This is a genomic window from Nonomuraea sp. NPDC048826, assembly GCF_043198225.1.
GTDB lineage: Bacteria > Actinomycetota > Actinomycetes > Streptosporangiales > Streptosporangiaceae > Nonomuraea.
This window is the reverse complement of record NZ_JBICUQ010000001.1, coordinates 324819-349506: the sequence shown is the minus strand read 5'-3', so window position 1 is coordinate 349506 and position 24688 is coordinate 324819. Positions and strand designations below refer to the sequence as shown.

The 24688-nt window shown below is 70.7% G+C and carries 27 protein-coding genes; 11 read left to right on the top strand and 16 right to left on the bottom strand.

Features of this window, described 5'->3' with window-relative positions; all coding sequences use genetic code 11:
• Positions 1–273 precede the first annotated feature (273 nt).
• From ACGFI7_RS01910 to ACGFI7_RS01890, 5 genes are all read left to right on the top strand, one after another.
• On the top strand, positions 274–678 hold the full coding sequence (locus ACGFI7_RS01910) for a YbaB/EbfC family nucleoid-associated protein (RefSeq protein WP_393398029.1): 405 nt from the start codon (positions 274–276) through the stop codon (positions 676–678).
• Positions 678–1055, top strand: coding sequence for a YbaB/EbfC family nucleoid-associated protein (locus ACGFI7_RS01905; RefSeq protein ID WP_393398027.1), 378 nt, complete (start codon positions 678–680; stop codon positions 1053–1055). Before ACGFI7_RS01910 ends, ACGFI7_RS01905 begins: the two co-directional genes overlap by 1 nt.
• 76 nt (positions 1056–1131) lie before the next feature.
• Positions 1132–1401, top strand: a complete 270-nt coding sequence (locus tag ACGFI7_RS01900) for a hypothetical protein (protein ID WP_393398025.1) — start codon at positions 1132–1134, stop codon at positions 1399–1401.
• Positions 1392–2249 (top strand): hypothetical protein, encoded by an 858-nt coding sequence (locus ACGFI7_RS01895; protein WP_393398023.1) that lies wholly within the window; start codon positions 1392–1394, stop codon positions 2247–2249. The genes ACGFI7_RS01900 and ACGFI7_RS01895 overlap by 10 nt, the downstream gene beginning before the upstream one ends.
• A gap of 2 nt (positions 2250–2251) precedes the next feature.
• Entirely contained in the window at positions 2252–2488 is a 237-nt protein-coding gene (locus tag ACGFI7_RS01890; RefSeq protein ID WP_393398021.1) for a hypothetical protein, read from the top strand.
• A 104-nt stretch (positions 2489–2592) separates the two neighbouring features.
• Here the strand turns inward: ACGFI7_RS01890 and ACGFI7_RS01885 are convergent, their stop codons facing one another.
• The 6 genes from ACGFI7_RS01885 to ACGFI7_RS01860 all read right to left on the bottom strand — a co-directional run bounded on the left by ACGFI7_RS01885 (position 2593) and on the right by ACGFI7_RS01860 (position 8818).
• Positions 2593–3738, bottom strand: coding sequence for an acetyl-CoA C-acetyltransferase (locus tag ACGFI7_RS01885; RefSeq protein ID WP_393398019.1), 1146 nt, complete (start codon positions 3736–3738; stop codon positions 2593–2595).
• A 69-nt stretch (positions 3739–3807) separates the two neighbouring features.
• On the bottom strand, positions 3808–4473 hold the full coding sequence (locus tag ACGFI7_RS01880; protein WP_393398017.1) for a hypothetical protein: 666 nt from the start codon (positions 4471–4473) through the stop codon (positions 3808–3810).
• Between the two features lie 24 nt (positions 4474–4497).
• Complete coding sequence (locus ACGFI7_RS01875; protein WP_393398015.1) at positions 4498–5253, bottom strand: class F sortase; 756 nt, start codon at positions 5251–5253, stop codon at positions 4498–4500.
• Positions 5254–5259: 6 nt separating this feature from the next.
• Positions 5260–6495 carry a hypothetical protein gene (locus ACGFI7_RS01870; RefSeq protein WP_393398013.1) on the bottom strand — a complete coding sequence of 412 codons (1236 nt, stop codon included), beginning with the start codon at positions 6493–6495 and terminating at the stop codon, positions 5260–5262.
• 158 nt (positions 6496–6653) lie between these two features.
• Positions 6654–7439, bottom strand: coding sequence for a class F sortase (locus ACGFI7_RS01865; RefSeq protein WP_393398011.1), 786 nt, complete (start codon positions 7437–7439; stop codon positions 6654–6656).
• A complete protein-coding gene (locus ACGFI7_RS01860) occupies positions 7436–8818 on the bottom strand; it encodes a hypothetical protein (protein WP_393398009.1) in 1383 nt (460 codons plus the stop codon). Before ACGFI7_RS01860 ends, ACGFI7_RS01865 begins: the two co-directional genes overlap by 4 nt.
• A gap of 153 nt (positions 8819–8971) precedes the next feature.
• On the opposite strand from ACGFI7_RS01860, the gene ACGFI7_RS01855 reads away from it, so the two are divergent.
• Together ACGFI7_RS01855 and ACGFI7_RS01850 are read left to right on the top strand one after the other, a co-directional pair.
• Complete coding sequence (locus tag ACGFI7_RS01855) at positions 8972–10117, top strand: acyl-CoA dehydrogenase family protein (protein WP_393398007.1); 1146 nt, start codon at positions 8972–8974, stop codon at positions 10115–10117.
• Between the two features lie 43 nt (positions 10118–10160).
• The gene (locus ACGFI7_RS01850) at positions 10161–10322 is read left to right on the top strand and encodes a hypothetical protein (protein ID WP_393398005.1); all 162 of its coding nucleotides are present in this window, start codon (positions 10161–10163) and stop codon (positions 10320–10322) included.
• Here ACGFI7_RS01850 and ACGFI7_RS01845 read toward each other — a convergent pair.
• The 3 genes from ACGFI7_RS01845 to ACGFI7_RS01835 all read right to left on the bottom strand — a co-directional run bounded on the left by ACGFI7_RS01845 (position 10319) and on the right by ACGFI7_RS01835 (position 14141).
• Positions 10319–11095 (bottom strand): alpha/beta fold hydrolase, encoded by a 777-nt coding sequence (locus ACGFI7_RS01845; RefSeq protein ID WP_393398003.1) that lies wholly within the window; start codon positions 11093–11095, stop codon positions 10319–10321. The two genes, ACGFI7_RS01850 and ACGFI7_RS01845, sit on opposite strands and share 4 nt — an antisense overlap.
• Before the next feature lie 16 nt (positions 11096–11111).
• On the bottom strand, positions 11112–13340 hold the full coding sequence (locus ACGFI7_RS01840; protein WP_393398001.1) for a SpoIIE family protein phosphatase: 2229 nt from the start codon (positions 13338–13340) through the stop codon (positions 11112–11114).
• A 96-nt stretch (positions 13341–13436) separates the two neighbouring features.
• Positions 13437–14141 carry a metal-dependent transcriptional regulator gene (locus ACGFI7_RS01835; protein WP_393397999.1) on the bottom strand — a complete coding sequence of 235 codons (705 nt, stop codon included), beginning with the start codon at positions 14139–14141 and terminating at the stop codon, positions 13437–13439.
• Positions 14142–14240: 99 nt separating this feature from the next.
• Between ACGFI7_RS01835 and ACGFI7_RS01830 the strand changes: the two genes are divergently transcribed.
• Positions 14241–14867, top strand: coding sequence for a UdgX family uracil-DNA binding protein (locus ACGFI7_RS01830; RefSeq protein WP_393397997.1), 627 nt, complete (start codon positions 14241–14243; stop codon positions 14865–14867).
• Between the two features lie 6 nt (positions 14868–14873).
• Here ACGFI7_RS01830 and ACGFI7_RS01825 read toward each other — a convergent pair whose 3' ends face one another.
• Both ACGFI7_RS01825 and pdxH read right to left on the bottom strand, forming a co-directional pair.
• Complete coding sequence (locus tag ACGFI7_RS01825) at positions 14874–16109, bottom strand: MFS transporter (protein WP_393397995.1); 1236 nt, start codon at positions 16107–16109, stop codon at positions 14874–14876.
• Positions 16110–16120: 11 nt separating this feature from the next.
• Positions 16121–16774: a pyridoxamine 5'-phosphate oxidase gene (gene pdxH / locus ACGFI7_RS01820; protein ID WP_393397993.1), complete on the bottom strand. Its 654-nt coding sequence runs from the start codon at positions 16772–16774 to the stop codon at positions 16121–16123.
• Positions 16775–17009: 235 nt separating this feature from the next.
• Between pdxH and ACGFI7_RS01815 the strand changes: the two genes are divergently transcribed.
• Together ACGFI7_RS01815 and ACGFI7_RS01810 are read left to right on the top strand one after the other, a co-directional pair.
• The gene (locus tag ACGFI7_RS01815; protein ID WP_393397991.1) at positions 17010–18116 is read left to right on the top strand and encodes a citrate synthase 2; all 1107 of its coding nucleotides are present in this window, start codon (positions 17010–17012) and stop codon (positions 18114–18116) included.
• Positions 18117–18269: 153 nt separating this feature from the next.
• A complete protein-coding gene (locus ACGFI7_RS01810) occupies positions 18270–19844 on the top strand; it encodes a heme peroxidase family protein (protein ID WP_393397989.1) in 1575 nt (524 codons plus the stop codon).
• On the opposite strand, the gene ACGFI7_RS01805 is transcribed toward ACGFI7_RS01810, so the two are convergent.
• A complete protein-coding gene (locus ACGFI7_RS01805; protein WP_393397987.1) occupies positions 19804–20679 on the bottom strand; it encodes a LuxR C-terminal-related transcriptional regulator in 876 nt (291 codons plus the stop codon). The two genes, ACGFI7_RS01810 and ACGFI7_RS01805, sit on opposite strands and share 41 nt — an antisense overlap.
• A gap of 174 nt (positions 20680–20853) precedes the next feature.
• Here ACGFI7_RS01805 and serC point away from each other — a divergent pair, with 174 nt between their 5' ends.
• A complete protein-coding gene (serC, locus tag ACGFI7_RS01800; RefSeq protein ID WP_393397985.1) occupies positions 20854–21963 on the top strand; it encodes a phosphoserine transaminase in 1110 nt (369 codons plus the stop codon).
• Positions 21964–21985: 22 nt separating this feature from the next.
• On the opposite strand, the gene ACGFI7_RS01795 is transcribed toward serC, so the two are convergent.
• From ACGFI7_RS01795 to ACGFI7_RS01780, 4 genes are all read right to left on the bottom strand, one after another.
• Positions 21986–22603 (bottom strand): rhomboid family intramembrane serine protease, encoded by a 618-nt coding sequence (locus tag ACGFI7_RS01795; RefSeq protein WP_393397983.1) that lies wholly within the window; start codon positions 22601–22603, stop codon positions 21986–21988.
• Positions 22604–22707: 104 nt separating this feature from the next.
• Entirely contained in the window at positions 22708–23472 is a 765-nt protein-coding gene (locus ACGFI7_RS01790) for a crotonase/enoyl-CoA hydratase family protein (protein WP_393397981.1), read from the bottom strand.
• A 10-nt stretch (positions 23473–23482) separates the two neighbouring features.
• On the bottom strand, positions 23483–24256 hold the full coding sequence (locus ACGFI7_RS01785) for an SDR family NAD(P)-dependent oxidoreductase (protein ID WP_393397979.1): 774 nt from the start codon (positions 24254–24256) through the stop codon (positions 23483–23485).
• 48 nt (positions 24257–24304) lie between these two features.
• A complete protein-coding gene (locus ACGFI7_RS01780) occupies positions 24305–24643 on the bottom strand; it encodes an STAS domain-containing protein (RefSeq protein ID WP_148036724.1) in 339 nt (112 codons plus the stop codon).
• Between the last annotated feature and the right edge of the window lie 45 nt (positions 24644–24688).

Here is a 24688-nt window from a genome sequence, read left to right as displayed (position 1 = left end):
ATGAAGCCGATCCCTGCCATTACGTGAAGGAGCTCTCTTATGCGTGCCCGCGTTTCCCAGAAGTCAGGAAAGCGCCAGCCGGCCCCCAAGCAGCTGCCGCGGTTGCCGCAGCGCCCCATCGCGCCGCCCCGCCGCATCCCGCCCAAGGGCCGCTGACCACCAGGACCACTACCAGGATGGTGGTAGTTCGCGGCTTCGCCGCGACCCACGCGTGCCCCGCCCCTTCCGAGAGGGGCGGGGCACGCGCCGTTCACGGACGTTAGGATCCGCTCCATGTCTTGGCCATCCGACCCACGTGAAGACAGTCACTATCTGGACGAGGTCATCGAGCGGACCCGCGCCGCGGTGCGCGACCTGCGCCAGGCCGAGCGCCGGATCGCCGAGGTCGACGGCGTCGGCGAGGCGGCCGACGGCCTGATCAGGGCCCGGGCCGGCGGGCACGGCGTGCTGCGCGGCCTGCACCTCGACCCCCGGGCGCTCCGGCTCGACCCGCGCGTGCTGGGCGCCGAGGTCACCGAGGCGATCCGGCTGGCGCAGGAGGCCGCCGTGGAGCGGACCGGCGAGATCGTCGCCGAGGCGACCGCCCGCGTCGGGGCCCTTCCTGAGCCGCTCGATGAGACGTTCGTCCGCCATCGGATGGAGTCCGCCACCCGCGACCTCTACGCGGGAGGGCTGTGATGTTCGGCTTCGATCTCGATCTCGGCGACATCCGCGAGCAGGACGTCCTCAGGTCCGCCGAGCAGGCCGAGCGGCTGGAGGCGCTGCTCGCCGAGCAGGAGGCGCGGGTGGCCGAGATCGTCGGCGCCGGTGCGGGCGACCGGGGCCAGGTGCGCGCCGGTGCGGCGGCCGACGGCCGCGTCCTGCACGTCACGCTGGGGCCCCAGGCCACCCGCGACGGCAGCCACGTCCTCAGCGAGGAGATCCTGCTTGCCGTGCGGCGCGCGCACGAGGACGCCCAGCGCCAGGCCGAGGAGTTGCTCCGTACGGCCGTGGAGGAGGCGCTGCCCGGCGTCGACCTGGCCGCCCTGACGGCACGGCTGAACGCTCTCGGCTGACAACCGCAATAACCAACAACAACCACAAGAGTCACAAAGCCTCGCTATCGTCACATCTATGAGTACGGGGTTCGAAATGGCGAGGGAAACCCTGCGGCTGCAGGCCTCGCGAGTGCACGAGCACGGGGACGAGTACGGCGCCGCGGTGCGGCGGCTGCAGGAGCGGGGTGGCTACTGGGGCGACGACGGGCTGTTCGCACCCCTCCAAGGGGTCTGGACCGAGTGCCGCGAGATGATTCTGACGGCGGTGCCCGGCCTGTCCGGTGCGATCAACGGGGTGGGCGACGGCATGGTGGTGGCGTCCGCCAACGTCACCGCGGTCGAGGACGCCGGCCGATGGGTGTAGTCCTGCCCACGGAGCTCCACATGGCGCTCAACCTGGCCGGAGTCCCGTTCCCGAACATCGACGAGGACGAGATCCGCCTCGACGCCGACGCCGTCCGCACCGTCCAGCGCGGCACGGCGGTGGCGGGCGTCGAGGCCGACGCGAACGTCGTCGGCGCCTCCACCGTCTACAAGGGCGACAGCGCCACCGAGCTGCAGGGCTTCTGGCAGGCGAACGGCGCGGACTCCGGGCACCTGGCGCAGGCCGCGACGGCGATGCGGGTGGCGCCCGTGGCGCTGGACGGCATGGCGACGCTCGTGACCGCCACCAAGGTCGCCGTCGGCACGGTCGCGGCCGCCGCGACCGTGCGGCTGGCGATGTCCAGGCTCACTCCGCCGCCGCACGGCAGCCTCATGTCCCTCATGACCCTGCTCGCCACCCGGCGAGCCGGCACGAAGATCTACCGCGAGGCGTTCGAGGGGTCCGCCAGGCATCTCGCGCCCGGCATGGCGCGTCGGGTCACCGACCCGATGCGGCGCATCCTGGAGAACCTGCGCCGTCCCGGCGGCCCCGGCGGCACGGCTCTGGCCGGCGCCGGCGGGCCCGGCCGGATCCCGATCTCCAGGTTCCCCGACCGCATGAACGACACGCCCGGCCTCATGCAGATGGCCAAGGGCGGGCGCGGCGGCGGGCGAGGTCGTACGGAAGCCCAGGCCAACCTCAGCAAAGAGGAGCTGGAGGCGATCGCGGCCAAGGAGAGCGGGCAGCCCTACGACCGGAGCGTCTTCAACAGGGCGGCGGCCAAGGAACGCAAGGCCGAGAAGTTCGCCGGTGACAGGAACGCGCAGAAGAGAGGGCGGAAGAAATAGCGATGGCAGACCGAGTCGGCTTCGAGTCGCAGCACTTCTCGCTGAACAACCCCAGGGGCGAGGACCAGGACGACGTCCCCATGCTGCTGCGGCGGCTGGCCAGCACGCTGGAGGAGATGGGCGAGATCGAGATCCGCGACCTGATCCTGCACAACGACACCGACGACGACGGCGACCCCTGGCCCTACGTCACGGTGTACTACTCACCCCGGCCGGACGACGGGGGCGGCCTCCTCTGACGCGAACGGCGCCCCGCCCCCATCGCGGGGAGCGGGGCGCCGTTCGCGTCAGGCCCGGGGGCGGGGTCGCCCGCCAAGGTCCCCGCCGCCGATCCCGACGAGCCTCAGAGGCGCTCGATGATGGTGACGTTGGCCTGGCCGCCGCCCTCGCACATCGTCTGCAGACCGTACCGGCCGCCGGTGCGCTCCAGCTCGTTCAGCAGCTTCGTCATGAGGATCGTGCCCGTCGCGCCCAGCGGGTGGCCCAGCGCGATGGCGCCGCCGTTGGAGTTGACCCGGGCCGGGTCGGCGCCGAGCTCCTTGATCCAGGCCAGCGGCACCGGCGCGAACGCCTCGTTGATCTCCACCACGTCGATCTGGTCGATCGACAGCCCGGCCTTCTGCAGGGCCTTCTGGGTGGCGGGGATCGGCGCGGTCAGCATGTAGACCGGGTCGTCGCCCACGACCGTGAGCTGGGTGATGCGCGCCCGCGGCGTCAGGTTGTGGTCCCTGACCGCCTGCTCGGAGGCGATGAGCACGGCACCGGAGCCGTCGGAGATCTGCGAGGAGGTGGCGGCGGTGATCTGTCCGCCCTCCTTCAGCGTCTTCAGCGACGCCATCTTCTCCAGCGTGGTGTCGGCCCGCGGACCCTCGTCGTCCTCGACGTCGTTGATCGGGGCGATCTGCTCCTTGAAGTAGCCGTTGGCGATGGCCTTGGCGGCCCGCTGGTGCGACTCCAGCGCGAAACGCTCCAGTTCCTCGCGCTTGAGCCCCCACTTCTCGCACATCAGCTCCGCGCCGCGGAACTGGGAGATCTCCTGCTTGCCGTACCGGGCGACCCAGGTCTCGCCGAACGGGAACGGCATGCCCTTCTCCAGGGCGGCGGAGATCGACGAGCCCATCGGCACGATGCTCATCGACTCCACGCCGGCCGCCACCACCAGGTCCTGCGTGCCCGACAGGACACCCTGGGCCGCGAAGTGGATCGACTGCTGGGAGGAGCCGCACTGGCGGTCGATGGTCACGCCGGGGGTCGTCTCCGGCAGCCCGGCCGACAGCCAGGCATTGCGGGCGATGTCCATGCTCTGGGGGCCGAACTGCATGACGCAGCCCATGATCACGTCTTCCACCGCCGCGGGATCGACCCCGGTGCGGTCGATCAGCGCCTTGAGCGTATGCGCCGCCAGATCGGTGGGGTGGACGGTGGACAGCCCGCCCTTCTTCTTGCCGACCGGGGTCCGGACAGCCCCGACGATGTACGCCTCTGCCACTGTGCCTCCTGTAAACCGAGCAATATTCGGTTCTCTCCCCGAGAGTACAGCAGAACTATGATCGGTTGCCTATCGCGAAGGCGGCAGAAGATCCTCCGGACGGTCGACGCGGAACCGCCACCGGTCCACCACCAGCCCGTTCAGCGCCTCCGAGAGCTCCAGCGCCAGCGTGGCCAGCTTCGCCTGGTCGTCGCCGCGCAGCTCGACGGCGGTCAGCTCGGTCGCGAACGGCAGCAGCTCCTCGGCCGCGGGCGGACGGCCCTTCTGCGGCACCACCAGGACGCGGACGCCGCCGGCCACGAAGACGAACTCCTCCTCCTGCTCGACCTCGCCCTCCAGCAGCTCCATCAGCTCCTCGGCCGCGGGCGGCGCCGGCAGGATGACCGCGGGGCCGCCCGGCCGGCTCTCGTCGGCGGGATCGTCCACCTCGCCCCGGCACACCGCCAGCCCGCCCAGGCGGAACGCCAACCCTTCCGCCAGGAAACGGTCGAAGTAGTCGACGGGCAGCGGGCCCTCCGCCGTCACCCGGCACGCCCACACCTTCTCCAGCTCGCCGCCGACCAGGTCGGGATCGGCCTCGACGGGCGCGTGCACCCGCACGTCCGTGGCGACGATGTCGTCGCCGTCCTCGCGGGCTCCCGGGTCTGCCAGGCGTACCAGCCGCAGCAACTCCGCCCGGTCCGGCCTGGCGGGCAGTGCCGCCGTGGGGCCAGTACGCAGTCTCCGCTTCGCCATCCAGCCCATTGCGCGCCTCCGCGATCAGCTTCGATAGGAGCTCGTCATCGTCGCGTACACGATGACGTTGTCGGTGTAGTGGCCGGTGCTGCGGTTGTAGACGCCACCGCAGGTGATCAGGTGGAGCTGCGCGTTCTGCTGCGGCCCGTACACCCGCTCGGTCGGGAACGTCTTCTTGTCCGCCTGCTCGACGCCGCCGACCGTGAACACGGCCGTGACCCCGTCCTGACGCACGACCTCGATCGTGTCGCCGTTGCGGATCTCGGGCAGGCGGCTGAACACCGCGCTCCGCGTCCGGGTGTCCTTGTGGCCGAGCAGCACCGCCGGGCCGGCCTCGCCCGGGGTGGACATGTTGCGGTACCAGCCCACCAGGTTGGGGTTGTCGGACGGCGGCACCTGGATCGTGCCGTCCCTCGCCAGACCGACGGACCTGACCGGCGCGTCGACGCCGAGCCGCTTGATCCGCAGCCGCTTCGGGCTCGACGGCAGCATCGGCGGCGCGGCCTGGATCTGCGGCAGCGGCGGCGGCGCGTCCGGGTCGCCCTGGAACAACGCCTGCTCCGCCTTGCCGTCGGGCTGGGCGGTCAGGCCCAGCGAGTCACGGTCGCTCGCCAGCCCGTACTCCTCCGGCGAGCCGAGCACGATCAGCATCCCGGCGACCACGGTCACCACTCCGGCGATCGCCGCGACCAGCAGCGTCGTCCGCAGCACCTTCCCGCCGTCGTCCGGCGGCGGGGCAGACGGCGGTACGGGCGAGCCGTACGGATACTGGCTGACCACGGCCGATCACCCTCCGGCGGCGCGGCGGCGCATCAGCAGCCCGCCACCCCCGGCGGCCAGCACCAGCATCGACCCGGCGACGATGAACAGCCGGCCGTCGGGCCCGGCGTCACCACCGGCTCCGGTGGCGACCCCGTCCTTGGGGGTCTGCGAGGACCGTCTCGTCGGAGTGGTGCTGGTGTCGTCACGCGGCGTCTCGGTGACGATCACCGTGGTGGTCTTGGTGGGCGTCGGGCTCGTGTTGCTGGGGGTGGGGCTGGCGCTCGGCGACGCGCTGCCCGCGGTGACCTGGAACGTGTAGGTCGGCAGGCCGGTCGTGGGCGCCGTGCACTTGACGGCCGGCGCGGTCGCGCTCGTGCCGAAGGCCAGGTCGCCAGGCGAGACGGTGACGGTGCCCGCGGTGGTGGGCTTCACCTTGATGGTGACCGTGGGCAGGGTCGTCAGGCTCTGCCCCGCCGTGCCGGTGGCCGCCGCCTCGCCCGTCGCCGTGGCGGGCGCGCCCGCGCCGCTGGCCTTGATGGTGGCGAAGTACTTGCTGCCGGCCGGGAACCCGCCCGTCGGCACCTTCAGCTCGTCACCGGTGGTCTGGACGGCTCCCGCCCAGGTGATGGAGGCGTCCTGGTTGGTCTTGGCGCCGGTCGGCATGGTCGGCGTGAACTTGACGTCGACGGTGGCCGGGTAGGCGGGGTCGGTGCCGCTGGTGGTGGCGAGCGTGCACTGGTAGGAGACGACCTGGTCACCCCCGCCGCCGGTGCCGATCGGGACGTCGAGCACCTCGGTCGAGTTGGTGGTGCAGGTCGTCACGGCGGTGGCGGCCGAGGCGAGGGCCAGCGTGAGGCCTTCGGGATTGACGCTCACCTTGCCGGTCGCGCCCGCGGTCACCGCGACGGGATAGATCACGTCACCGGCCGGGATCGCCGTCTGGCCCTGCGTGACGGAGGCGCCTTCCTTCGCGCCCGGGGTGATCGTGCCGCCCGTCACCGTGGCGGTGAGGTTGGCGGACACCTTGGTCGCGCCTGTCGCCGCGGTGGTCAGGGTGAGAGCCGGAAGGCCGACCGTCAGGTTGAAGGGCGATCCGGCGGTCGCCGAGTCAGGCGCGCTCAGCTTGACCGAGATCGAGGTGTTGCTGAAGGGCCCGCCGCTGCACGTGTAGGCGAAGGTCTTCTCGACCACGAGGACCGCCGCACTGGCGGGGGCCGAGCCGACCAGCAGCGAACCAGCGAGAAGGACGCATGTGCCCACCAGTCCTAAGGCCGAGGAGGTCTTCTGGGCGAGGCGGCGCCGCGCCTGGGACGTCAGCACTGTCCTTCTCCAATTCAGCGCAGTCTCATTGGTCACGATTGGGCAAGAGCATACGGACTCATCCTGTCAGGCTTCTGTAAACAACCAAAACCCGTCCGTCAGCCCTTCTTCTTCGACAGCGTCGCGTACACCACGATGTTGTCGGTGTAGCTGTGCGCCTTGTTGTTGAAGACGCCTCCGCAGGTGATCAGCCGGAGCTGGGCGTCGTTGGTGTTGCCGTACACCCGGTTGGTGGGGAAGGTCTTCTTGCTGACCTGCTCGATCCCGCTCACCGTGTAGCGGGCGACCTTGCCGTCCGAGCGGTACACGTAGATGTGGTCGCCCTTGGTCAGCTCGTTGAGCCGCTTGAAGACGGCCGCGCCCTTCCTGGTGCTGACGTGGCCGTTGATGATCGACGGCCCCAGCTCGCCCGGGAGCGGGCTCTTGTTGAACCAGCCCGTCAGGTTGGGCTTGCTGAGCGGCGGGGTGCCGAGGACGCCGGTCTTGGTCAGCTTGACCGGGTTGATCCTGGAGTTGACCTTGATCTTCGGGATGCGGATCCGGGTCGGCCTGGTCTTGGCCTTGGCGACCTTGGACTTGACCGGCGGGATCGCGGCCACGGTCGGCACGGCGGCCAGCGGCGGCGGGGCGTCCAGGCGGGCCGGGGTGAGCGGCACGTCCTTGCCGCCGGGGCCGACGGTGGGCGCGAGCTGGAAGGCGCCCGCGTTCTGGAACTGGACCGGCGTCGGCTCGCCCTGCGCCAGCGGGACCGGGCCCGACCCGTCGTCCACCGGCGGGATGAACGACAGCAGGCCGACCATGATGGCGCCGATGCCGCCGAGCGAGCCGGCGATCAGCAGCGCCGGCATGGCCCGGCTCGTCGGGGACTTCTGCGGCTGGGTCATCGGTCCATTCCTCCGGCGTGCTCGGCTCGGCGGCGCCGCATCAGCAGGCCGCCGGTGACACTGCCCATCAGCAACAGGCTCCCGCCGAGCAGCAGCCCGGGTGAGCCCGCGGCCCCCTCCGGCGCCTCACCGGTGTCGACGCCGCCCTTGGGTGTCGAGGCGACCTGAGCCTTGTAGTTCGTGACGGTGGGGTTGACGGATGTCGTCACCGTGGCCGTGCTGGTGCTTCCCGGCACCACCACGCTCACGTGCCCGTTCCCGCTGGGCCAGGCGTGGTGGCCGGGAGTGGTGGCGGTGTTGGTCGGCGAGCCGCTCGTGGTGGGCGACGTGGTGTCCGTGGGGTCGTCGGTCGGCCCGCCGGTGTCCGTGGGGTCCGGGGAGCTCGTGCCGGTGTCCGTCGGGTCCGGGCTCGCCCCGCCGACGTTGATCTCGACCGTGCCGGGGTTGTTGGTGATCGTGCAGGTGGCCCGGTGCAGCGTCGGCGGGTTGATCATCTCCGCCGTGAGCAGCTTGAACGCGTCCAGGTGCACGTTCTTGGCGTCGTCCAGGGCCCGCACCGCCAGCCGGTGGAAGCCGTACGGGAGATCGTCGCGCCGCCAGAGGGTGGAGTTGCCCTGGATGACGTTCGTGGGCTCGCCGCTCTCGGTCTTCGAGGTGTCCACCACGGCGGAGGTGTCGTCGTCGATGATCACGCGGATCCGGCCGACGTCGGGCATCCGGCGGCCGAGGACCTCGAACCCGGTGCCGTAGAACTTGATGACCGCCTCGTCGGTGCGGTTGCTGGTGGTGTGCACGTCCCGGCCGTAGTCGCCGTACTGCATCGGCAGCGAGCCCTGGTAGGCCCAGCCGGGACCCTTGTACGTGATCCGGTCCAGCGCGTCGTTGTTCACGATCGCCTCGCCCGCGGGCGGGACGAAGTCGACGGTGAGGTTCTGCGGCGTGAGCCTGATCACGCCTTCCTCGGTCATGTGCGCCTCGGAGGACATGCCCGTGGGGGCCTCCAGCCGCTGGTTGGGCTGGAGCGCGCCCTGCTCCTCGACCCCGCGCGGCTGCAGGACGCCGTTCCAGGCGCCTTCCAGCTTGACGTTGCCGACGAGCGAGACCTGGGCGCCGGCCGGGAAGTAGTCGGGCGACATGAACCGGCGGGTGCCGGTGTACTCGACCGTCCACCCGAGCGAGAGCATGCTGCCCGTCTGCACGCTGGTCGGGATCTGCACCCTGGCGGTCAGAGTCACCGGCGCGCTGCCGGCGATCCCGTCGGTACATCTGTAGTCGACGACCAGATTGAAGGTCTGGGCCTCAGCGGGCATGGTCAGCAGCCCGGCCGAAGCCACCAAGCCGACCGATGCGGCGGTCCACGCCTTACGCCACCGACTCACGGCAGTTCTCCGATCCTGCACACACGGAACCGAAGGTAGATCTTAGGGTCGGCAACCCAGACAACATGCACATCTTCCGGCACTTGTGATAAAGCCGTGTCCGGCCGACAGAATCGTATTCTGGTGAGCATCGAACCCCACTTTGGAGGCGTCATGGAGCGAGACCTCTTCGACGAGGAACACCTGCTCTTCCGGGAGACCGTGCGCGAGTTCATGACCCGCGAGGTCGCCCCCCACCACGACCAGTGGGAAAAGGACGGCATCGTGCCGCGGGACGTCTGGAAGAAGGCCGGAGAGGTCGGCATGTTCGGGTTCTCGGTGCCCGAGGAGTACGGCGGCGCGGGCATCAAGGACTTCCGCTACAACGCGGTCATCGTCGAGGAACTCATCGGCAGGGGCGCCTCCGGCCTGGGCTTCTCGCTGCACAACGACGTCATGGCCCCGTACCTGGTGGACCTGACGGACGCCGAGCAGAAGCAGCGCTGGCTGCCCGGGTTCGTCAGCGGCGAGCTGATCACCGCGATCGCGATGACCGAGCCCGGCGCGGGCAGCGACCTGCAGGGCATCAGGACGACCGCCGTTCGCGAGGGCGACCATTACGTGGTCAGCGGGCAGAAGACGTTCATCACCAACGGCATCAACGCCGACCTCGTGGTGGTGGTCGCCAAGACCGACCCGTCGGCCGGCGCCAGGGGCATCACCCTGCTGGTGGTCGAGCGGGGCATGGAGGGCTTCGGCCGGGGCCGCAACCTCGACAAGATCGGCATGAAGGCGCAGGACACCGCCGAGCTGTTCTTCGAGAACGTGCGGGTGCCGGTCGCCAACCGCCTGGGCGCCGAGGACGGCCAGGGCTTCTTCCAGCTGATGCACAACCTGCCGCAGGAGCGGATGTCCATCGCCGTCGCGGCCGTGGCGGCGGCGGAGACGGTGCTGGCCGAGACGATCGAGTACTGCAAGAACCGCCAGGCGTTCGGCCGCACCATCGGCTCGTTCCAGAACACCCGGTTCGTGCTGGCCGAACTGGCCACCGAGACGGAGATCGCCCGCCACTACGTGGACAAGTGCATCCTGGCGCTCAACGCCGGCACGCTCACCGCGGTCGACGCCGCCAAGGCCAAATGGTGGACGACCGAGCTGCAGACCAAGGTCATCGACCGATGCCTCCAGCTGCACGGCGGCTACGGCTACATGATGGAGTATCCGGTGGCCAAGGCCTGGCTGGACAGCCGGGTGCAGACCATCTACGGCGGCACGACCGAGATCATGAAGGAGATCATCGGCCGGTCCTTCGGCTTCTGACGGACCCGCGCGGGATCGGGGCCGCTGGCGCATACTGGACAGCATGGACAGCGGCCTGATCCTCCTGGTCTTCCTGGCCCTGTTGTTCGCCTGGGGCCTCAACCGGGTCCGCCGGGCGATCCGGCTCGGACCCGTCGGCTATGTCGGGATCATGATCGTCTTCATCATCGTCATGCTCCTGCTGTGGGGCCAGACGATGCGCTAGCCCCCGCTGCCCTCCAGCAGCACCCGCGTCACCAGTGCCGGGTCGTCGGTCATCGGCAGATGGCCGCAGCCCTTGAGCAGCTTGACCCGCTGCCCCGACCACTTGGCGGCGCGCACCGCCTGGCGGCGCGGCAGCAGCCGGTCGTGCTCGCCCCAGGCGATGGTGATCGGCGCCTTGGGCGGCGCCGGCGGCATCACGTTCGTGAACGACTCCAGCGTCTCGTCGAACCCGCTGGCCGAGCCGAGCGCCTGGGTGGCGGCGATCAGCGCGGTCGGCGCCATGCGGGACGGGTGCGCGACCATCAGGCCGACCGACAACGCCCGGCCGATCGGGTGCTCCGCCAGCTCGGCGGCCTGCTCGGGCGGCAGCGAACGCGCCGACTTGCGGCTCGCCCGCAGCACCGCCTGGCAGTAGAGCAGCTCCGAGCGGGACCAGAACCCGGCGGGCGAGAGCGCCGTCGCCGTGCGCACGGTGCCGCGCGAGGCCAGCTCCAGCGCCAGGTAGCCGCCGAGCGAGTTGCCCGCGACATGCGGCTCGCGCACGCCCAGCAGCGCGCAGAACGACTCGATCGCGTCGGCCAGCGACTCCGGGGTGTAGGGGACGCCGTCGGGCAGCCCGGGCGAACGCCCGAACCCCGGCAGGTCGATGGCGATCACGTCGCGCGAGGCGGCCAGCCGATCCATCACCGGCAGCCATCCCTGCCAGTGGTGACCGATGCCGTGCACGAGGATCAGCGGCTCGCCGGTGCCCCGGCGTTCAAAGGCCAGCTCCATGCAGGCAGTGAACCACTCACCGGCCCCTGGTGGGAATCTCGAACCAGACCGCTTTGCCTTCCCTGGTGGGACGCGAGCCCCAGCGCTTGGCCAACTGGTCGACGAGGTAGAGGCCGCGGCCGCCCTCGTCGTTCTCGCCCGCGCTGCGGATGCGCGGCAGCCGCAGGTCCTGGTCGAAGACCTCGACCCAGACGGACTCCTCGCCGCGGCGCAGCCGGAGCGTGAACTCCTTGTCGCCGACCACCTCGTCGTCGAAGCTGTCGAAGCCGGGGACGTCCCACGACTCCTCGAAGGGCAGCGGCGGCCCGTCGACCACCAGCTCCCGGCGCGGCACGCTCGCGGTCGAGGCGTGCAGCACCACGTTGGTGACGACCTCGGAGACCAGCAGGCAGGCCAGCTCGGCCCGCTCCTCGGGGACGTTCCAGTCGGCGAAGGCGTCGGAGGCCATCCGCCGCGCCTCCCCCACCATGATCGGCTGAGCCGGGAACGTACGCTCCTCGACGTCGAGGTCCTCGTCGCTGGAGCGGATGACCAGGATCGCCATGTCGTCGTCGATCTCACCGGGCACGGCCACCGTGGCGGCGTCGGCGATGCGCTCCACCTCGGCCTTGGTCATCAAGGCGAGCTTCTCGCAGAGGACGGCGAGCGTCTCCTGCTCGGTCTGCGCCGGGCCGGTGCGAGTGGGGCGGCGGTCGACCAGGCCGTCGGTGTAGAGGAGCAGCGCGGCGCCCGGCGGGAGCGTGCGGGTCTCCTCCTTGTAGACCAGGTCGGCGTGCATGCCCTTGGCGCGCACGCCCAGCGGCTGGCCGACCTCCTCGATGTCGAGCTCCACGCACTCGCCGTCGCTCAGCAGCAGGGGCGGGGCGTGGCCGGCGTTGGCGAACGACAGCTGCCGCGACCAGGCGTCGTAGACGAGGTACTGGCAGGTGACGATGGGCGGGACGCTGATGTCGGCGCCGGAGTCGTCCTTCTCGGGCGTGGCGATGATGCGGGTCCACTCGTCGAGCCTGGCCAGGATGTCGGCCGGCGACTTGTCGTCCTGCGCGAAGGCGCGCAGCGCGGCCCGAAGCTGGCCCATGATGGCCGCGGCCTTGGCGCCCCGGCCCTCGACGTCGCCGATCACGATGCCGACCCGGCCGGCCGACAGCGGGATCACGTCGTACCAGTCGCCGCCGACCTGGGTCTGGATGCCCTGGCCGTGGGAGGCTAGCGGGGCGGCGGGATAGTAGCGGACCGCGATGTGGAGCCCGTCGAGCTGCGGGAGCGCCCGCGGCAGCAGGTGCTTCTGGAACGACTCGGCGGTGTGGCGCTCCTCCTCGAACAGCAGCGCGTTGTCGATGGCGACCGCGACGCGGGTGGCGATGGCGCCGACGAAGTCGCGGTCGAAGGCGTCGTAGTGAGGGCTGCGGCGCTGGGTGAGGTCGGACAGGCCGAGGTACATCAGGCCCAGCGTCTCGCCGCGCACGGTGAGCGGCGCGACGATCGCCGAGTTCATGCCGACCTCGCCGCACAGCCGCGCGCTGTCCTCGCTGGGCGCGGGGAAGTTGTTGCCGGCGAAGTCGTCGACCAGGATGGTCTCCTGGCGGCGCAGCGCGGCGTCGGCGTAGTGGCCGGCGGGATAACGGATCTCCGCGCCCACGGGTTTCCAGGTGCCGACCGGCGGCTCCCACCCGTGCACGTGCTGGGAGACCCGGCGCACCAGCCGGTCGCCCTCCATCAGCTCGATGAAGCAGTGGTCGGCGAACTGCGGGACGAGCATCTCGGCCACCCGCTTGAGCGTCTCCTCCACGTACAGCGAGCCGGCCAGCCGCTCGCCGATGCGCTCCAGCAGGCCGAACCGGTCCTTCTCGCGCTCGTTGCTGCGCAGCGCCTCGCGGGCGGTGATGACGATGCCGGTCACCGAGCCGGACGGATGGCGCAGCGGCACCGCCTGGACGCGGACGTAGACGATGGCGCCGTCGCTGCGCCGGACGTCGAACGTGCCCTCCCAGACGTTGCCCTTGAGCACGTGTTTGGCCAGCTCGATGGCCTGCGGCTGGTCCTTCTCCATGATGCCGAACGAGAGCACCGACGAGTCGCGCGCCGACTTGCCCGGCCGGCCGAAGAGCTTCTCGGCGAACGGGTTCCAGTAGAGGAGATTGCTGAACCGGTCCGTCACCACCACGGCCATCTCGGCATGGTCGAGGACGGACGCGGCGGCCAGATGATCAGCCGCGTCGTGGGACAGATCCCCCCAGCGCGTCATCCGTAGACCACTCCTCGGGGAAGCGTGCGGGAAAGGACCACGGGCGCTCCTGCAACAGTCTTGGCCGGGGGGGAGTGGAGGGTCTCCCGGATGGGATCAGCGCCTGGACACGAAGACGTGTGCCGCGACGTCGCGCGGGATCTCCGCGAGAGAGTCGTTTGCGTCACCGTCACCTGTCACCCGCACACCGTCGTCGCTCGCCGCGAGCGTCACCTCGCGTCCGGGTTGTATCCCAACTTGCTTGAGTTTAAGCATCAGAGCGGGATCGCTTTGCACTTGTTCGCTAATTCGGCGCACGGTCACGGGCACCGCGTGGGAACCGGCGAGGTCGGCCATGGGGGTGAGCTGGGACTCCGCCACCTCGGCGGCCTCCTCGGCGCCCAGTTCGGCCAGGCCGGGGATGGGGTTGCCGTGGGGGCAGGACGTGGGGTTGCCCAGCAGCTTGACCAGGCGCTGCTCCACCGACTCGGACATCACGTGCTCCCAGCGGCAGGCCTCGATGTGCACCTCCTCCCAGGGCATGCCGATCACGTCGATCAGCAGGCACTCGGCGAGGCGGTGCTTGCGCATCACCCGGGTGGCCAGGGCGCGGCCGAGGTCGGTCATGGCCAGGTGGCGGTCGCCCTCGACGCGGACCAGGCCGTCACGCTCCATCCGGCCGACGGTCTGGCTGACGGTCGGACCGCTCTGCTGCAGGCGCTCGGCGATGCGGGCGCGGAGGGGGACGATGCCCTCCTCCTCGAGCTCGTAAATCGTCCGGAGATACATCTCCGTGGTGTCGATCAGGCCGTGTGCGGTCAAGGCTCCTCCCTCATGCCATGCTAGCCGGTCGTCTCGGGACTGAGCCCTTCCGCTGCGGGCACAGGATCAGGTCAAAGCCTATGGGGAGAACGACCGGCGATGACAAAGAACGGCAACAACTCTGCGTCTCCTTTCCTTCCCGACCGTCACGATCTGAGCTCTTTGCGTAACGCCGCGGCCTGCTGCGAGGGGTGTGATCTTTACCGGGACGCCACCCAGACGGTGTTCGGCGAGGGCCCGGAGCGGGCCCGCTACATGCTCGTCGGCGAGCAGCCGGGCGACCAGGAGGACCGGCAGGGCCATCCGTTCGTCGGCCCCGCCGGGCGCATCCTGGACCAGGGCCTGGAGGAGGCCGGGATCGACCGCGACGAGGTGTACGTCACGAACGCGGTCAAGCACTTCTCCTTCACCAACAAGGGCAAGCGCCGGATCCACCAGAAGCCGACGGCGGCCGAGATCGACGCCTGCCGGCCGTGGCTGAGCGCGGAGCTGGCGGCGGTGCGGCCCGAGATCGTCGTGGTGATGGGCGCCACGGCCGCGCGTGCGCTGCTGGGGCGGGAGTTCCGGGTCACCAAGCAGCGTGGCGAGCCGGTGCCGATGGGCGACGCGCTCGCGGTGGCCACCATCCACCCGTCGGCCGTGCTGCGCGCCCCCGACCGGGACGCCGCGTACGCGGGATTCCTCGCGGACCTGCGGGTCGCGGCGGACACCCGCCCCGCCGAGTGACTCCGCTCAGCGCGCCCGGTAGTTCCTGAAGCTCGCCACCGACAGGCCCACGGCCAGGACGGCGATCGCGCACGCGAGCCCGCCGCCGACCCACGCCGTCGTCAGCCCGAACGTGGTCGCGGTGACGCCGGCGCGCACGTCGCCCAGGCGCGGTCCGCCCGCGACCACCACCATGAACACGCCCTGCAGCCGCCCGCGCATCTCGTCGGGCGCGTAGAGCTGCAGGATCGACTGCCGCCACACCGACGAGACCACGTCGGCCGCTCCCCCGACGGCCATGAACACGATCACCAGCCAGAGCTGGTCGGCCAGCCCCGCCGCCGCCACGGCCAGCCCCCACAGCGCGATGACGAAGACCAGCGCCAGCCCCTGCCGCCTGACCCGGGTGACCCAGCCGGAGAACAGCCCGCCGAGCACCGCCCCGATGGCCATCGAGGAGTTGAGCCACGCCAGCGCGATCAGCGATCCGCCGAAGCGCTGGTCGGCCATCTCCGGGAAGAGCGCCCTGGGCAGCGCGAACACCATGGCGATGATGTCCACGGCGAACGACATCCACAGGATCGGGCTGGTGACGATGAACCGCAGCCCTTCCGCCACCGACCGCCAGCCCGGCCGGGACACCTCGCCGAGCGGGGCCAGCGCGGGCAGCCGGAAGGCCGCGTACAGGCTGGCCGTGAAGAGCACGGCGTCCACCGCGTACGCGGCCGCGAACCCGCCCTGCTGCAGCACCACGCCGCCGACCATGGGCCCGCCGACCGCGCCCAGGCTGTAGACGAGCGAGTTGAGCGCGTTGGCCGAGGGCACCAGTTCGGGGGGCAGCAGCCTGGGGATGATCGCGCCCCGGGTGGAGGAGCTGACCGCGAACCCGGCCGCGCTCAGCCCCACGGTGGCGAGCAGCAGCTGGACGCTGGGCACGCCGACGATCGACTGCACCAGGATGAGCACCGTGCCCGCCCAGGCCACCAGCGACCCGGCGACGAGCAGCTTGCGCCGGTCCATCGCGTCGGCCACGGCCCCGCCCCACAGGCCGAACACCACCAGCGGGATGAGGTTGGCCAGGCCGAGCATGCCGACCCAGAACGACGAGCCCGTCAGCTCGTAGACCTGCTGGCTGACCGCGACGACGGTGACGGCGAGCCCGACGTGCGACACCGCCTGCCCGACCCAGAGCCGCCGGTAGGCGGGCACCGCCAGCGGCCGCGTGTCGACCAGATGACGCTTGACGAACTCCCCGAATGACACAAACGGTCAGATTAGGGGGCAAGCCTGTCTAGAACCCATCCGCCCCGGCCCAGGCGGTACCGGAGCCGGTCGTGCATCCGGTCCATCCGCCCCTGCCAGAACTCCATCTCGCGCGGCGCCACCAGGAAACCGCCCCAGAAGTCGGGCACCGGCGGCTCCTCCGGCCAGCGTTCGGCGAGCTCCTGGTAGCGCGCCTCCAGGTCCTCCCGCGACCGCACGACCGCGGACTGGCGCGAGGCCCACGCCCCGATGCGCGACCCGTACGGCCTGGAGGCGAAGTAGGCGGCCGACTCCTCGTGCGACAGCCGCGTCACCGTGCCCTCGACCCGCACCTGGCGGCGGATCGGGTGCCAGGGGAACAGCAGCGACGCCCGCGGGTTCTCGGCCAGGTCACGGCCCTTGCGCGAGTCGTAGTTGGTGTAGAAGACGAACCCTCGCTCGTCGTACCCCTTGAGCAGGACGGTCCGGGCGCTCGGCCGGCCGCCGGCGGAGGCGGTGGCCACCACCATGGCGTTCGGCTCGGGCAGGCCCGCGTCGAGCGCCTCCTGGAACCACGTGGTGAACTGGACGATCGGATCGGCCGCGACGGCGGATTCGAGCAGCGGTTCGCCCACGTACGAGCGGCGAAGCCCCGCCAGCGAGGGCGGGCGCGAGGTGGCATCCACGAGAAGGTATTCTTGCGCGCTCGGTGGAGAAGCCCATACTAGGCCCCCTACCTGCGGTTTCGGTCTATCGGCGGGTCCGGCGACCGGGCACGGGAAGGGAGGGGGTTAAATTGACCCGCCGGTATCTCGACATCAACATAGCGGAGGAGCTCGGGACAGGCCAACGTGTCCCGACGCGGCCGCGACCAGTGGCAGACCATTGCCGACACCATGGCAGGAAAGGGAGGCGGCCAACGTGTCCGACTTCAAACCCGGCCTTGAAGGCGTAGTAGCTTTCGAGACCGAGATCGCGGAACCGGACAAAGAAGGGGGCGCCCTTCGATACCGGGGCGTCGACATCGAGGAGCTGGTCGGCCGTGTCCCCTTCGGGCACGTTTGGGGCCTGCTGGTCGACAACAAGTTCCAGCCGGGCCTCCCCCCGGCGGAGCCGTACCCCATTCCCGTTCACTCCGGCGACATCCGCGTCGACGTGCAGAGCGCGCTGGCCATGCTGGCCCCCGCCTACGGCTTCAAGCCGCTGCTCGACATCGGCGACGAGGAGGCGCGCGACCAGCTCGCCCGCGCCTCGGTGATGGCGCTGTCCTTCGTGGCCCAGTCGGCGCGCGGCCTCGGCCTGCCGATGGTGCCGCAGAAGCGCGTCGACGAGGCCAAGACCATCGTCGAGCGGTTCATGATCCGCTGGCGCGGTGAGCCCGACCCGAAGCACGTCAAGGCCATCGACGCTTACTGGACCTCCGCCGCCGAGCACGGCATGAACGCGTCCACGTTCACCGCCCGCGTCATCGCCTCCACCGGCGCCGACGTGGCGGCCGCGCTCTCCGGCGCGGTGGGCGCCATGTCGGGCCCGCTGCACGGCGGCGCCCCGGCCCGGGTGCTCCACATGATCGAGGGCGTCGAGCAGATGGGCGACGCCAAGAAGTACGTGCAGAGCGAGCTCGACAAGGGCCAGCGCCTGATGGGCTTCGGCCACCGCGTCTACCGCGCGGAGGACCCGCGCGCCCGGGTGCTGCGCCGCACGGCCAAGGAGCTCGACGCGCCGCGGTACGAGGTCGCGGCGGCGCTGGAGAAGGCCGCCCTGGAGGAGCTGCACGCCCGCAAGCCCGACCGGGTGCTCGCTACCAACGTCGAGTACTGGGCCGCGGTCGTGCTGGACTTCGCCGAGGTGCCGTCCCACATGTTCACCTCGATGTTCACCTGCGCGCGCACGGCCGGCTGGGCCGCGCACATCCTGGAGCAGAAGCGCACCGGCAGGCTGGTCCGCCCGAGCGCCAACTACACCGGCCCGACGTCCCGCCCGCTGGCGGACGTCCCGGGCGCCGACGAGGTCGTCGGCACGATCTGACCTGATCACGTGACACGGCCCGCCGGCTCCCGGCGGGCCGTTCTCGTGTGGTACGGCCCGTTTTCCCCTAAGGGTTTGTTGTCATTGTTCACTTACTGACCGGGTCGCATACTTCCGGCACATCTTCCCAGTCGGAAGCACCCGGAGGTCGCCGTGCCCACTGACCAGCCCAGCGGCGGACAACCCCTGACCGTCGGCCGGCGAGGCTTTCTCGCGGGCCTGGGAGGCACCGTCGGAGCGCTGACGCTGACTCCAGCCCAGGCGCTCGCCGAGGTCGTCACCGCCCGGTCCGGCGGGTTCGCCACCTCGCCCGACAGGTTCGGGCGCATCTTCGCCCTGCCGGCCTTCGCCGACCTCAACGCGAGCTCCCTGCCCGCCGCGCTGATCGCGATGGGCGGGCCCGGCGGCGTCATGGACGCGCGCGACCCGCTGCAGGAGGGGCCGGTACGGCTCATCACCAACCCCGAGCTGAGCCCGAACAACCTCGACAACGACAACCACACCGCCGGCACCACGTTCTTCGGCCAGTTCCTCGACCATGACATGACGTTCGACCAGACCTCGCCGCTCGGCCGCCCGGTCGACCCCGAGAGGACGCCGAACGCCCGCACCCCGGCGCTCGACCTCGACTCCGTCTACGGCCGCGGCCCGTCGGCCGACCCGCAGCTCTACGACCCCAACGACCGGGCGAAGCTGCGGGTGGAGAGCGGCGGGCTGTTCGAGGACGTGCCGCGCCGCTCGGACGGCACGGCCGTGCTCGGCGACCCGCGCAACGACGAGAACCTCATGATCAGCGGGCTGCACGCCGCCTTCCTGAAGTTCCACAACGCGGTCGTGGACCGCCTGCGCGCCTCGGGCCAGACGCGCGACCTGTTCGCCAACGCCCGGCGGCTGGTCACCTGGCACTACCAGTGGATCATCGTGCACGAGTTCCTGCCGCAGGTCATCGGCCAGGGTGTGATCGACGACCTGCTACGCAACGGGCGGCGCTTCTACCGTCCGGCGCGCGGCCAGCAGTTCATCCCGGTCGAGTTCCAGGGCGCGGCCTACCGGTTCGGGCACAGCATGGTGCGCCCGTCCTACCGGGCGAACCTGCGCGGCAACCAGGACGGCTCGGCCTTCTTCGGCTTCGTCTTCGACCCGGCGGGCGAGAGGCAGGCGGACCCGGTGGACCTGCGGGGAGGCCGCCGGGCCCGCCGCCGGTTCATCGGCTGGCAGACGTTCTTCGACTTCGGCGACGGCGAGATGCGGCGCAACAAGCGCATCGACACCAAGATCTCCACGCCGCTGTTCAACCTGCCGCTGTCGGCCATCTCCTCCGGCGACCAGCCGACGGTGCTGCCGCAGCGCAACCTGCTGCGGCACATCACCTGGTCGATCCCGTCGGGACAGCTCCTGGCCGTGGTGTGCGGCATCCCGCCGCTCTTCGCGCAGCACTTCCCCGAGCTGCAGCAGTTCGGGCACGGGCTGCCGAGCAGCACGCCGCTCTGGTACTACGTGCTCAAGGAGGCCGAGGTGCTGGCCGGTGGCAGGCGGCTGGCCGGGGTGGGCGCCCGGATCGTCGGCGAGGTCTTCATCGGCCTGCTGCAGCTCGACCCGGCCGCCTACCTGGCCGCCCAGCCTTCCTGGCGGCCGACCCTGCCCCGGGCGAACGGCTCCACCGGGAACTTCACCATGGTGGACCTGCTCACGTTCGCGAAGGTCGATCCGGCGAGTCGCGGTCAGTGAGCAGCCCCCAGCGGTAGGCGTTGGTGAGCGCCTCCGACCGGTTGCGCGCGCCGAGCTTGCTGAACAGGCGGGCCCGGGTGTTCTCCACCGTCTTCCCCGAGATGCCGAGCACCCGGCCCGTCTGCCGGATCGTGTGCCCGCCCGCGATCGCGGCCAGCACGTCGCGCTCGCGGGCGGTGAGCGCGGGCGGCCTGCCCTGGTCGGGGCAGGCGGAGCTCATCACGAAATACCCGGTGGGCAGCGTGGCCAGCACCTGGCCCAGATGCTCGGGCACGTCGTCCAGCCACACCACCGCGTGCGCGCCGTGCGAGATCGCCTCCATCGCGCTGCCCCGCTCCGGCGACGCGGTCGGCACCACGACGGTCAGCGCGCGCAGCCGCACCGCCAGCCGCCAGGCGCCCGCCCCCGGGTCGACCAGCACGGCGAGGAACCCGCCGCGGTGCCAGGCGAGCAGGTGGTCGTCGTCGCCCACTTCCGGCCTGGCCACCACCGCGAACGGCCGCCCGCAGCCGACCAGGGCCACGACCACCGGCTCCAGCAGCCCGCGGGCCCGCGCGTGCACCACCACCAGATCGGACAGGTGCGACGCCAGGCGTTCCCCGGGCCGTCGAACGCCGCTCCCGACGACGTCGAACAGGCCGAGCGCGTGCGCCCTGGCGACCGCCTCCGCCTGGTTGCCCACGCCCAGCTTGCGGTAGATGTGCCGCTTGTGGTTCTCGACCGAGCAGAGCGCGATCCGCAGCACGGCCGCGATCTCCTGCGCCGGGTGGCCAGAGGCGATCAAGGAGAGGACCGCCAGCTCCCTGCCAGTCAGAAGGACGCCGTTCTCCGCCATGGCCCATCTCGCTTCTCTGCAGACGGGAACCTGCCGTGAGGGTGGTACTCGAAACGGGCCACGTCAAGAGAAATAATGACAACGGGTCACCTTCGGCGTGAACCTCGGCCGACACGCCGTCTCAGATCCCGGACCGGTGCCGAGGCAGTCGTCGCACGTCAGTAACCTGGTGAGGTGGCTGACATCGAGATTCCCGCAGACATCAAGCCCGCCGACGGCCGTTTCGGCTGCGGGCCTTCGAAGGTTCGCACCGAGCAGCTGGCCGCGCTCGCCGCGTCCGGCGCGAGCGTCATGGGCACCTCCCACCGCCAGAAGCCGGTCAAGAACCTGGTCGGCCGCGTCCGCTCCGGTCTGGCCGACCTGTTCTCGCTGCCCGAGGGCTACCAGGTCGTGCTCGGCAACGGCGGCACCACCGCGTTCTGGGACATCGCCGCCTTCGGGCTCATCCGCGACCGGTCCCAGCACCTCTCGTTCGGCGAGTTCTCCTCGAAGTTCGCGACGGTCGCCAAGAAGGCGCCGTGGCTCTCCGACCCGTCGGTGATCAAGTCGGAGGTCGGCACCCACCCTGAGGCGGTCGCCGAGGACGGCGTCGACGTCTACGCCCTCACCCACAACGAGACCTCGACCGGCGTGGCCATGCCGATCGAGCGGGTCGGCGGCGACGACGCGCTGGTGCTGGTCGACGCCACGTCCGGGGCCGGTGGCCTGCCCGTCGACGTCTCGGAGACCGACGTCTACTACTTCGCCCCGCAGAAGAGCTTCGCCTCCGACGGCGGCCTGTGGATCGCGCTGATGTCGCCGCGCGCCCTGGCCCGCGTCGAGGAGATCGCGGCGAGCGGCCGGTTCGTGCCGGAGTTCTTCAGCCTGCCGGTGGCGATCGACAACTCGGCCAAGGACCAGACCTACAACACCCCGGCGGTGTCCACGCTGTTCCTGCTGGCCGACCAGCTCGACTGGATGAACGGCAACGGCGGCCTGGCCTGGACCACCGCCCGCACGGCCGACTCGGCCCAGCGCCTCTACACCTGGGCGGAGAAGTCGTCCTTCGCCACCCCGTTCGCCGCGCCGGAGTTCCGCTCCCAGGTGGTCGGCACCATCGACTTCTCCGACGACGTCGACGCGGCCGCGGTGGCCAAGGTGCTGCGCGCCAACGGCATCGTCGACACCGAGCCCTACCGCAAGCTGGGCCGCAACCAGCTGCGCATCGCGATGTTCCCGGCCATCGACCCGGCCGACGTCGAGGCGCTGACCGCCTGCGTCGACCACGTGGTCGAGCGCCTCTGACCCCGCTCCCCGGGGCCGTCCGCTAGCGGATGGCCCCGGTGGGCCTGCGCAGCACCCACGCGGCCACCACGCCGCCGACGAGCCCGAACAGGTGGCCCTGCCACGAGATGCCCGGCTCGCCCGGCAGCACGCCCGCCAGGATCGACCAGTACGCGATGGCCACGCCGATGCCCAGCACGACGTCGAGCGCCCGCCGGTCGAACAACCCGCGCGCCACGACATACCCGAAGTAGCCGAACACCAGCCCGCTGGCGCCCACCGTGTAGAAGCCCGGACTGGTGAACCACGTGCCGACGCCACCGATGACGATGATCAGCAGGCTCGCCGCCAGGAACCGGCCGATGCCGCGCAACCCCGCCAGGAACCCGAGCACGAGCAGCGGCAGCGAGTTGGCCATCAGGTGCCCGAAGCTGCCGTGCAGGAACGGCGCGGTGAAGATGCCGACCAGCCCGTCGGCCTCCCATCCCCGGATGCCGTAGGCGTAGTCAGGGCTGCCCGGGGTCAGGTAGTCGAAGATCTCTACCGCCCACATGATCGCCAGGATCGCGAGCATCGTCAGCAGTGATGCCAGGGCGCCCGAGAGCAGCGAGGCCAGCCCGCTCTTGGCTGACTCGAAGCGCGGCCGCGAGTAGTCGCTCATGCCCTCTCCCAGGTGACGTCGTCCCTACAACCGTACGCAGGAACTACCGCAAGCGCGCATAAAGAACCCCCTCCCGGTGTCCGGGAGGGGGTGCGGAGCCGGAGTTACTCGCCCTTCCACTGGGGGGCGCGCTTCTCGGCGAATGCCGCGGCGCCCTCCATGGCGTCCTTGGAGCCGAACACCGGCTGGATGATCTCCCCTTGCTTGCGGAACATCTCCTCGCGCGACCAGTCCTGCGACTCGATGATCACTCGCTTGGTCGCGGCGAGCGCGAGCGGCGCGTTGGCGGCGATCTTGCGGGCCAGCTCGATCGCTCCTTCCAGCGCCTGTCCCGGCTCGGCGACCCGGTTGACCAGCCCCAGCTCGTACAGGCGTGCGGCCGGGTAGTGGTCACCGGTCAGCGCGATCTCCATGGCCACGTGGTACGGGATGCGCCGCGGCAGCCGCATGACCCCGCCCGCGCCGGCCACCAGGCCCCGCTTGGGCTCCGGCAGGCCGAACTTGGACTCCGACGAGGCCACGATGAGGTCGCAGGACAGGGCCAGCTCGAAGCCGCCCGCGAGCGCGTACCCCTCGACGGCGGCCACGATCGGCTTCTTCGGCGGCGATTCGGTCATGCCGCCGAACCCGCGTCCTTCCACCACCGGGAAGTCGCCGGACAGGAACCCCTTGAGGTCCATGCCCGCGCAGAACGTGCCGCCGGCGCCGGTCAGCACGTAGGCGGAGACCTCGGGCCGGGCGTCGAGCGCGTCCAGCGCCTCGGCGACTCCCCTGGCCACCGCCCCGTTGACCGCGTTGCGGGCCTTGGGACGGTTGATGGTGATCACGGCGACGCCGTCGGACTCCTCGACGAGCACTTCGTCAGACACGGGACCTCACTTACTTGGGCTGGAAGCGGATGCCGCCGTCGAAGCGGATGACTTCGGCGTTCATGTAGTCGTTCTGGACCAGGGAGTGCACCAGATGGGCGAACTCGTCGGCCCGGCCCATCCGCTTGGGGAACACCACCGGCGCCACCAGCTTGGCCTTGAACTCGTCGGCGTTGGCCGAGAAGCCGTAGATGGGGGTGTCGATGATGCCCGGGCAGATGGTGTTGACCCGCACGCCGATGGCGGCCAGGTCGCGGGCGGCCGGGATCGTCATGCCCACGATGCCGCCCTTGGAGGCGCTGTAGGCGAGCTGACCGGTCTGGCCCTCCAGCGCGGCCACGGACGCGGTGTTGATCACCACGCCGCGCTGCCCGTCGGCGTCGACCGGCTCGGTCTTGGAGATGGCCGCCGCCCCGATGCGCATGAGGTTGAACGTGCCGATCAGGTTGACCTCGATGACCTTGCGGTAGGAGGCCGGGTTGTGCGGCTCGCCGTTGCGGTTGACGGTGCGCTCGGCCCAGCCGATGCCGGCGCTGTTGACGACCACCCGGAGCGGCTTGCCGGTGGCGACGGCGGCGTCCACGGCGGCCTGCACCTGGCCGTCGTCGGAGACGTCCGTCTTGACGAAGACGCCGCCGAGCTCGTCGGCGACGGTCTTGCCGCGCTCCTCGTTGAGGTCGGCGATGACCACGGTGGCGCCGGCGCGGGCAAGCTCGCGGGCCGTGGCCTCACCGAGACCGCTGGCACCGCCCGAAATGATTACTGCGGATCCGTTCACGTCCATAGCACGGACCCTAGCTCTGAACCGAATGAAGTTCTACTCGGAGGGGGGTCAAATTCCGCCCACGGCACTGTCGACGTCCGAATAGACCTTGATGCGCCGGTCGAGACCGGTGGTCCGCAGGATGCGCGCCACCGGGGCCTGGGGCGCCGCCAGCGACACCCCGCCGCCTTCGCCGGTGGCCAGCCGCCAGGCCTCGATCAGCACGGACAGGCCGCTGGAGTCCATGAACGACAACTGCTGGAGGTCGAGGACGAGGCGGGCGCCGTCTTGCTTGATCGCGTCGCGCACCTCGTCGCGGAGGACGGGTGCGGTGAACAGATCGAGCTCTCCCGCAACGGCCACCACCACGGCGTCACCGAGGGAGTGTCGCGCAAGCCGCAGCTTCATGGGCCCCTCCTCGATGAGCCACTGTACTTCGACTTGCCCGGATAC

Coding starts and splice junctions, on each gene's coding strand:
- ACGFI7_RS01900 (WP_393398025.1), top strand. CDS start 1,132: ATGGCGAGGGAAACCCTGCGGCTGCAGGCCTCGCGAGTGCACGAGCAC.
- ACGFI7_RS01850 (WP_393398005.1), top strand. CDS start 10,161: ATGGACAGCGGCCTGATCCTCCTGGTCTTCCTGGCCCTGTTGTTCGCC.
- ACGFI7_RS01910 (WP_393398029.1), top strand. CDS start 274: ATGTCTTGGCCATCCGACCCACGTGAAGACAGTCACTATCTGGACGAG.
- ACGFI7_RS01795 (WP_393397983.1), bottom strand. CDS start 22,603: ATGAGCGACTACTCGCGGCCGCGCTTCGAGTCAGCCAAGAGCGGGCTG.
- ACGFI7_RS01780 (WP_148036724.1), bottom strand. CDS start 24,643: ATGAAGCTGCGGCTTGCGCGACACTCCCTCGGTGACGCCGTGGTGGTG.
- ACGFI7_RS01880 (WP_393398017.1), bottom strand. CDS start 4,473: ATGGCGAAGCGGAGACTGCGTACTGGCCCCACGGCGGCACTGCCCGCC.
- ACGFI7_RS01895 (WP_393398023.1), top strand. CDS start 1,392: ATGGGTGTAGTCCTGCCCACGGAGCTCCACATGGCGCTCAACCTGGCC.
- ACGFI7_RS01890 (WP_393398021.1), top strand. CDS start 2,252: ATGGCAGACCGAGTCGGCTTCGAGTCGCAGCACTTCTCGCTGAACAAC.
- ACGFI7_RS01855 (WP_393398007.1), top strand. CDS start 8,972: ATGGAGCGAGACCTCTTCGACGAGGAACACCTGCTCTTCCGGGAGACC.
- ACGFI7_RS01865 (WP_393398011.1), bottom strand. CDS start 7,439: ATGACCCAGCCGCAGAAGTCCCCGACGAGCCGGGCCATGCCGGCGCTG.
- ACGFI7_RS01805 (WP_393397987.1), bottom strand. CDS start 20,679: ATGGCGGAGAACGGCGTCCTTCTGACTGGCAGGGAGCTGGCGGTCCTC.
- ACGFI7_RS01830 (WP_393397997.1), top strand. CDS start 14,241: ATGACAAAGAACGGCAACAACTCTGCGTCTCCTTTCCTTCCCGACCGT.
- ACGFI7_RS01845 (WP_393398003.1), bottom strand. CDS start 11,095: ATGGAGCTGGCCTTTGAACGCCGGGGCACCGGCGAGCCGCTGATCCTC.
- ACGFI7_RS01785 (WP_393397979.1), bottom strand. CDS start 24,256: ATGGACGTGAACGGATCCGCAGTAATCATTTCGGGCGGTGCCAGCGGT.
- ACGFI7_RS01905 (WP_393398027.1), top strand. CDS start 678: ATGTTCGGCTTCGATCTCGATCTCGGCGACATCCGCGAGCAGGACGTC.
- ACGFI7_RS01840 (WP_393398001.1), bottom strand. CDS start 13,340: ATGACGCGCTGGGGGGATCTGTCCCACGACGCGGCTGATCATCTGGCC.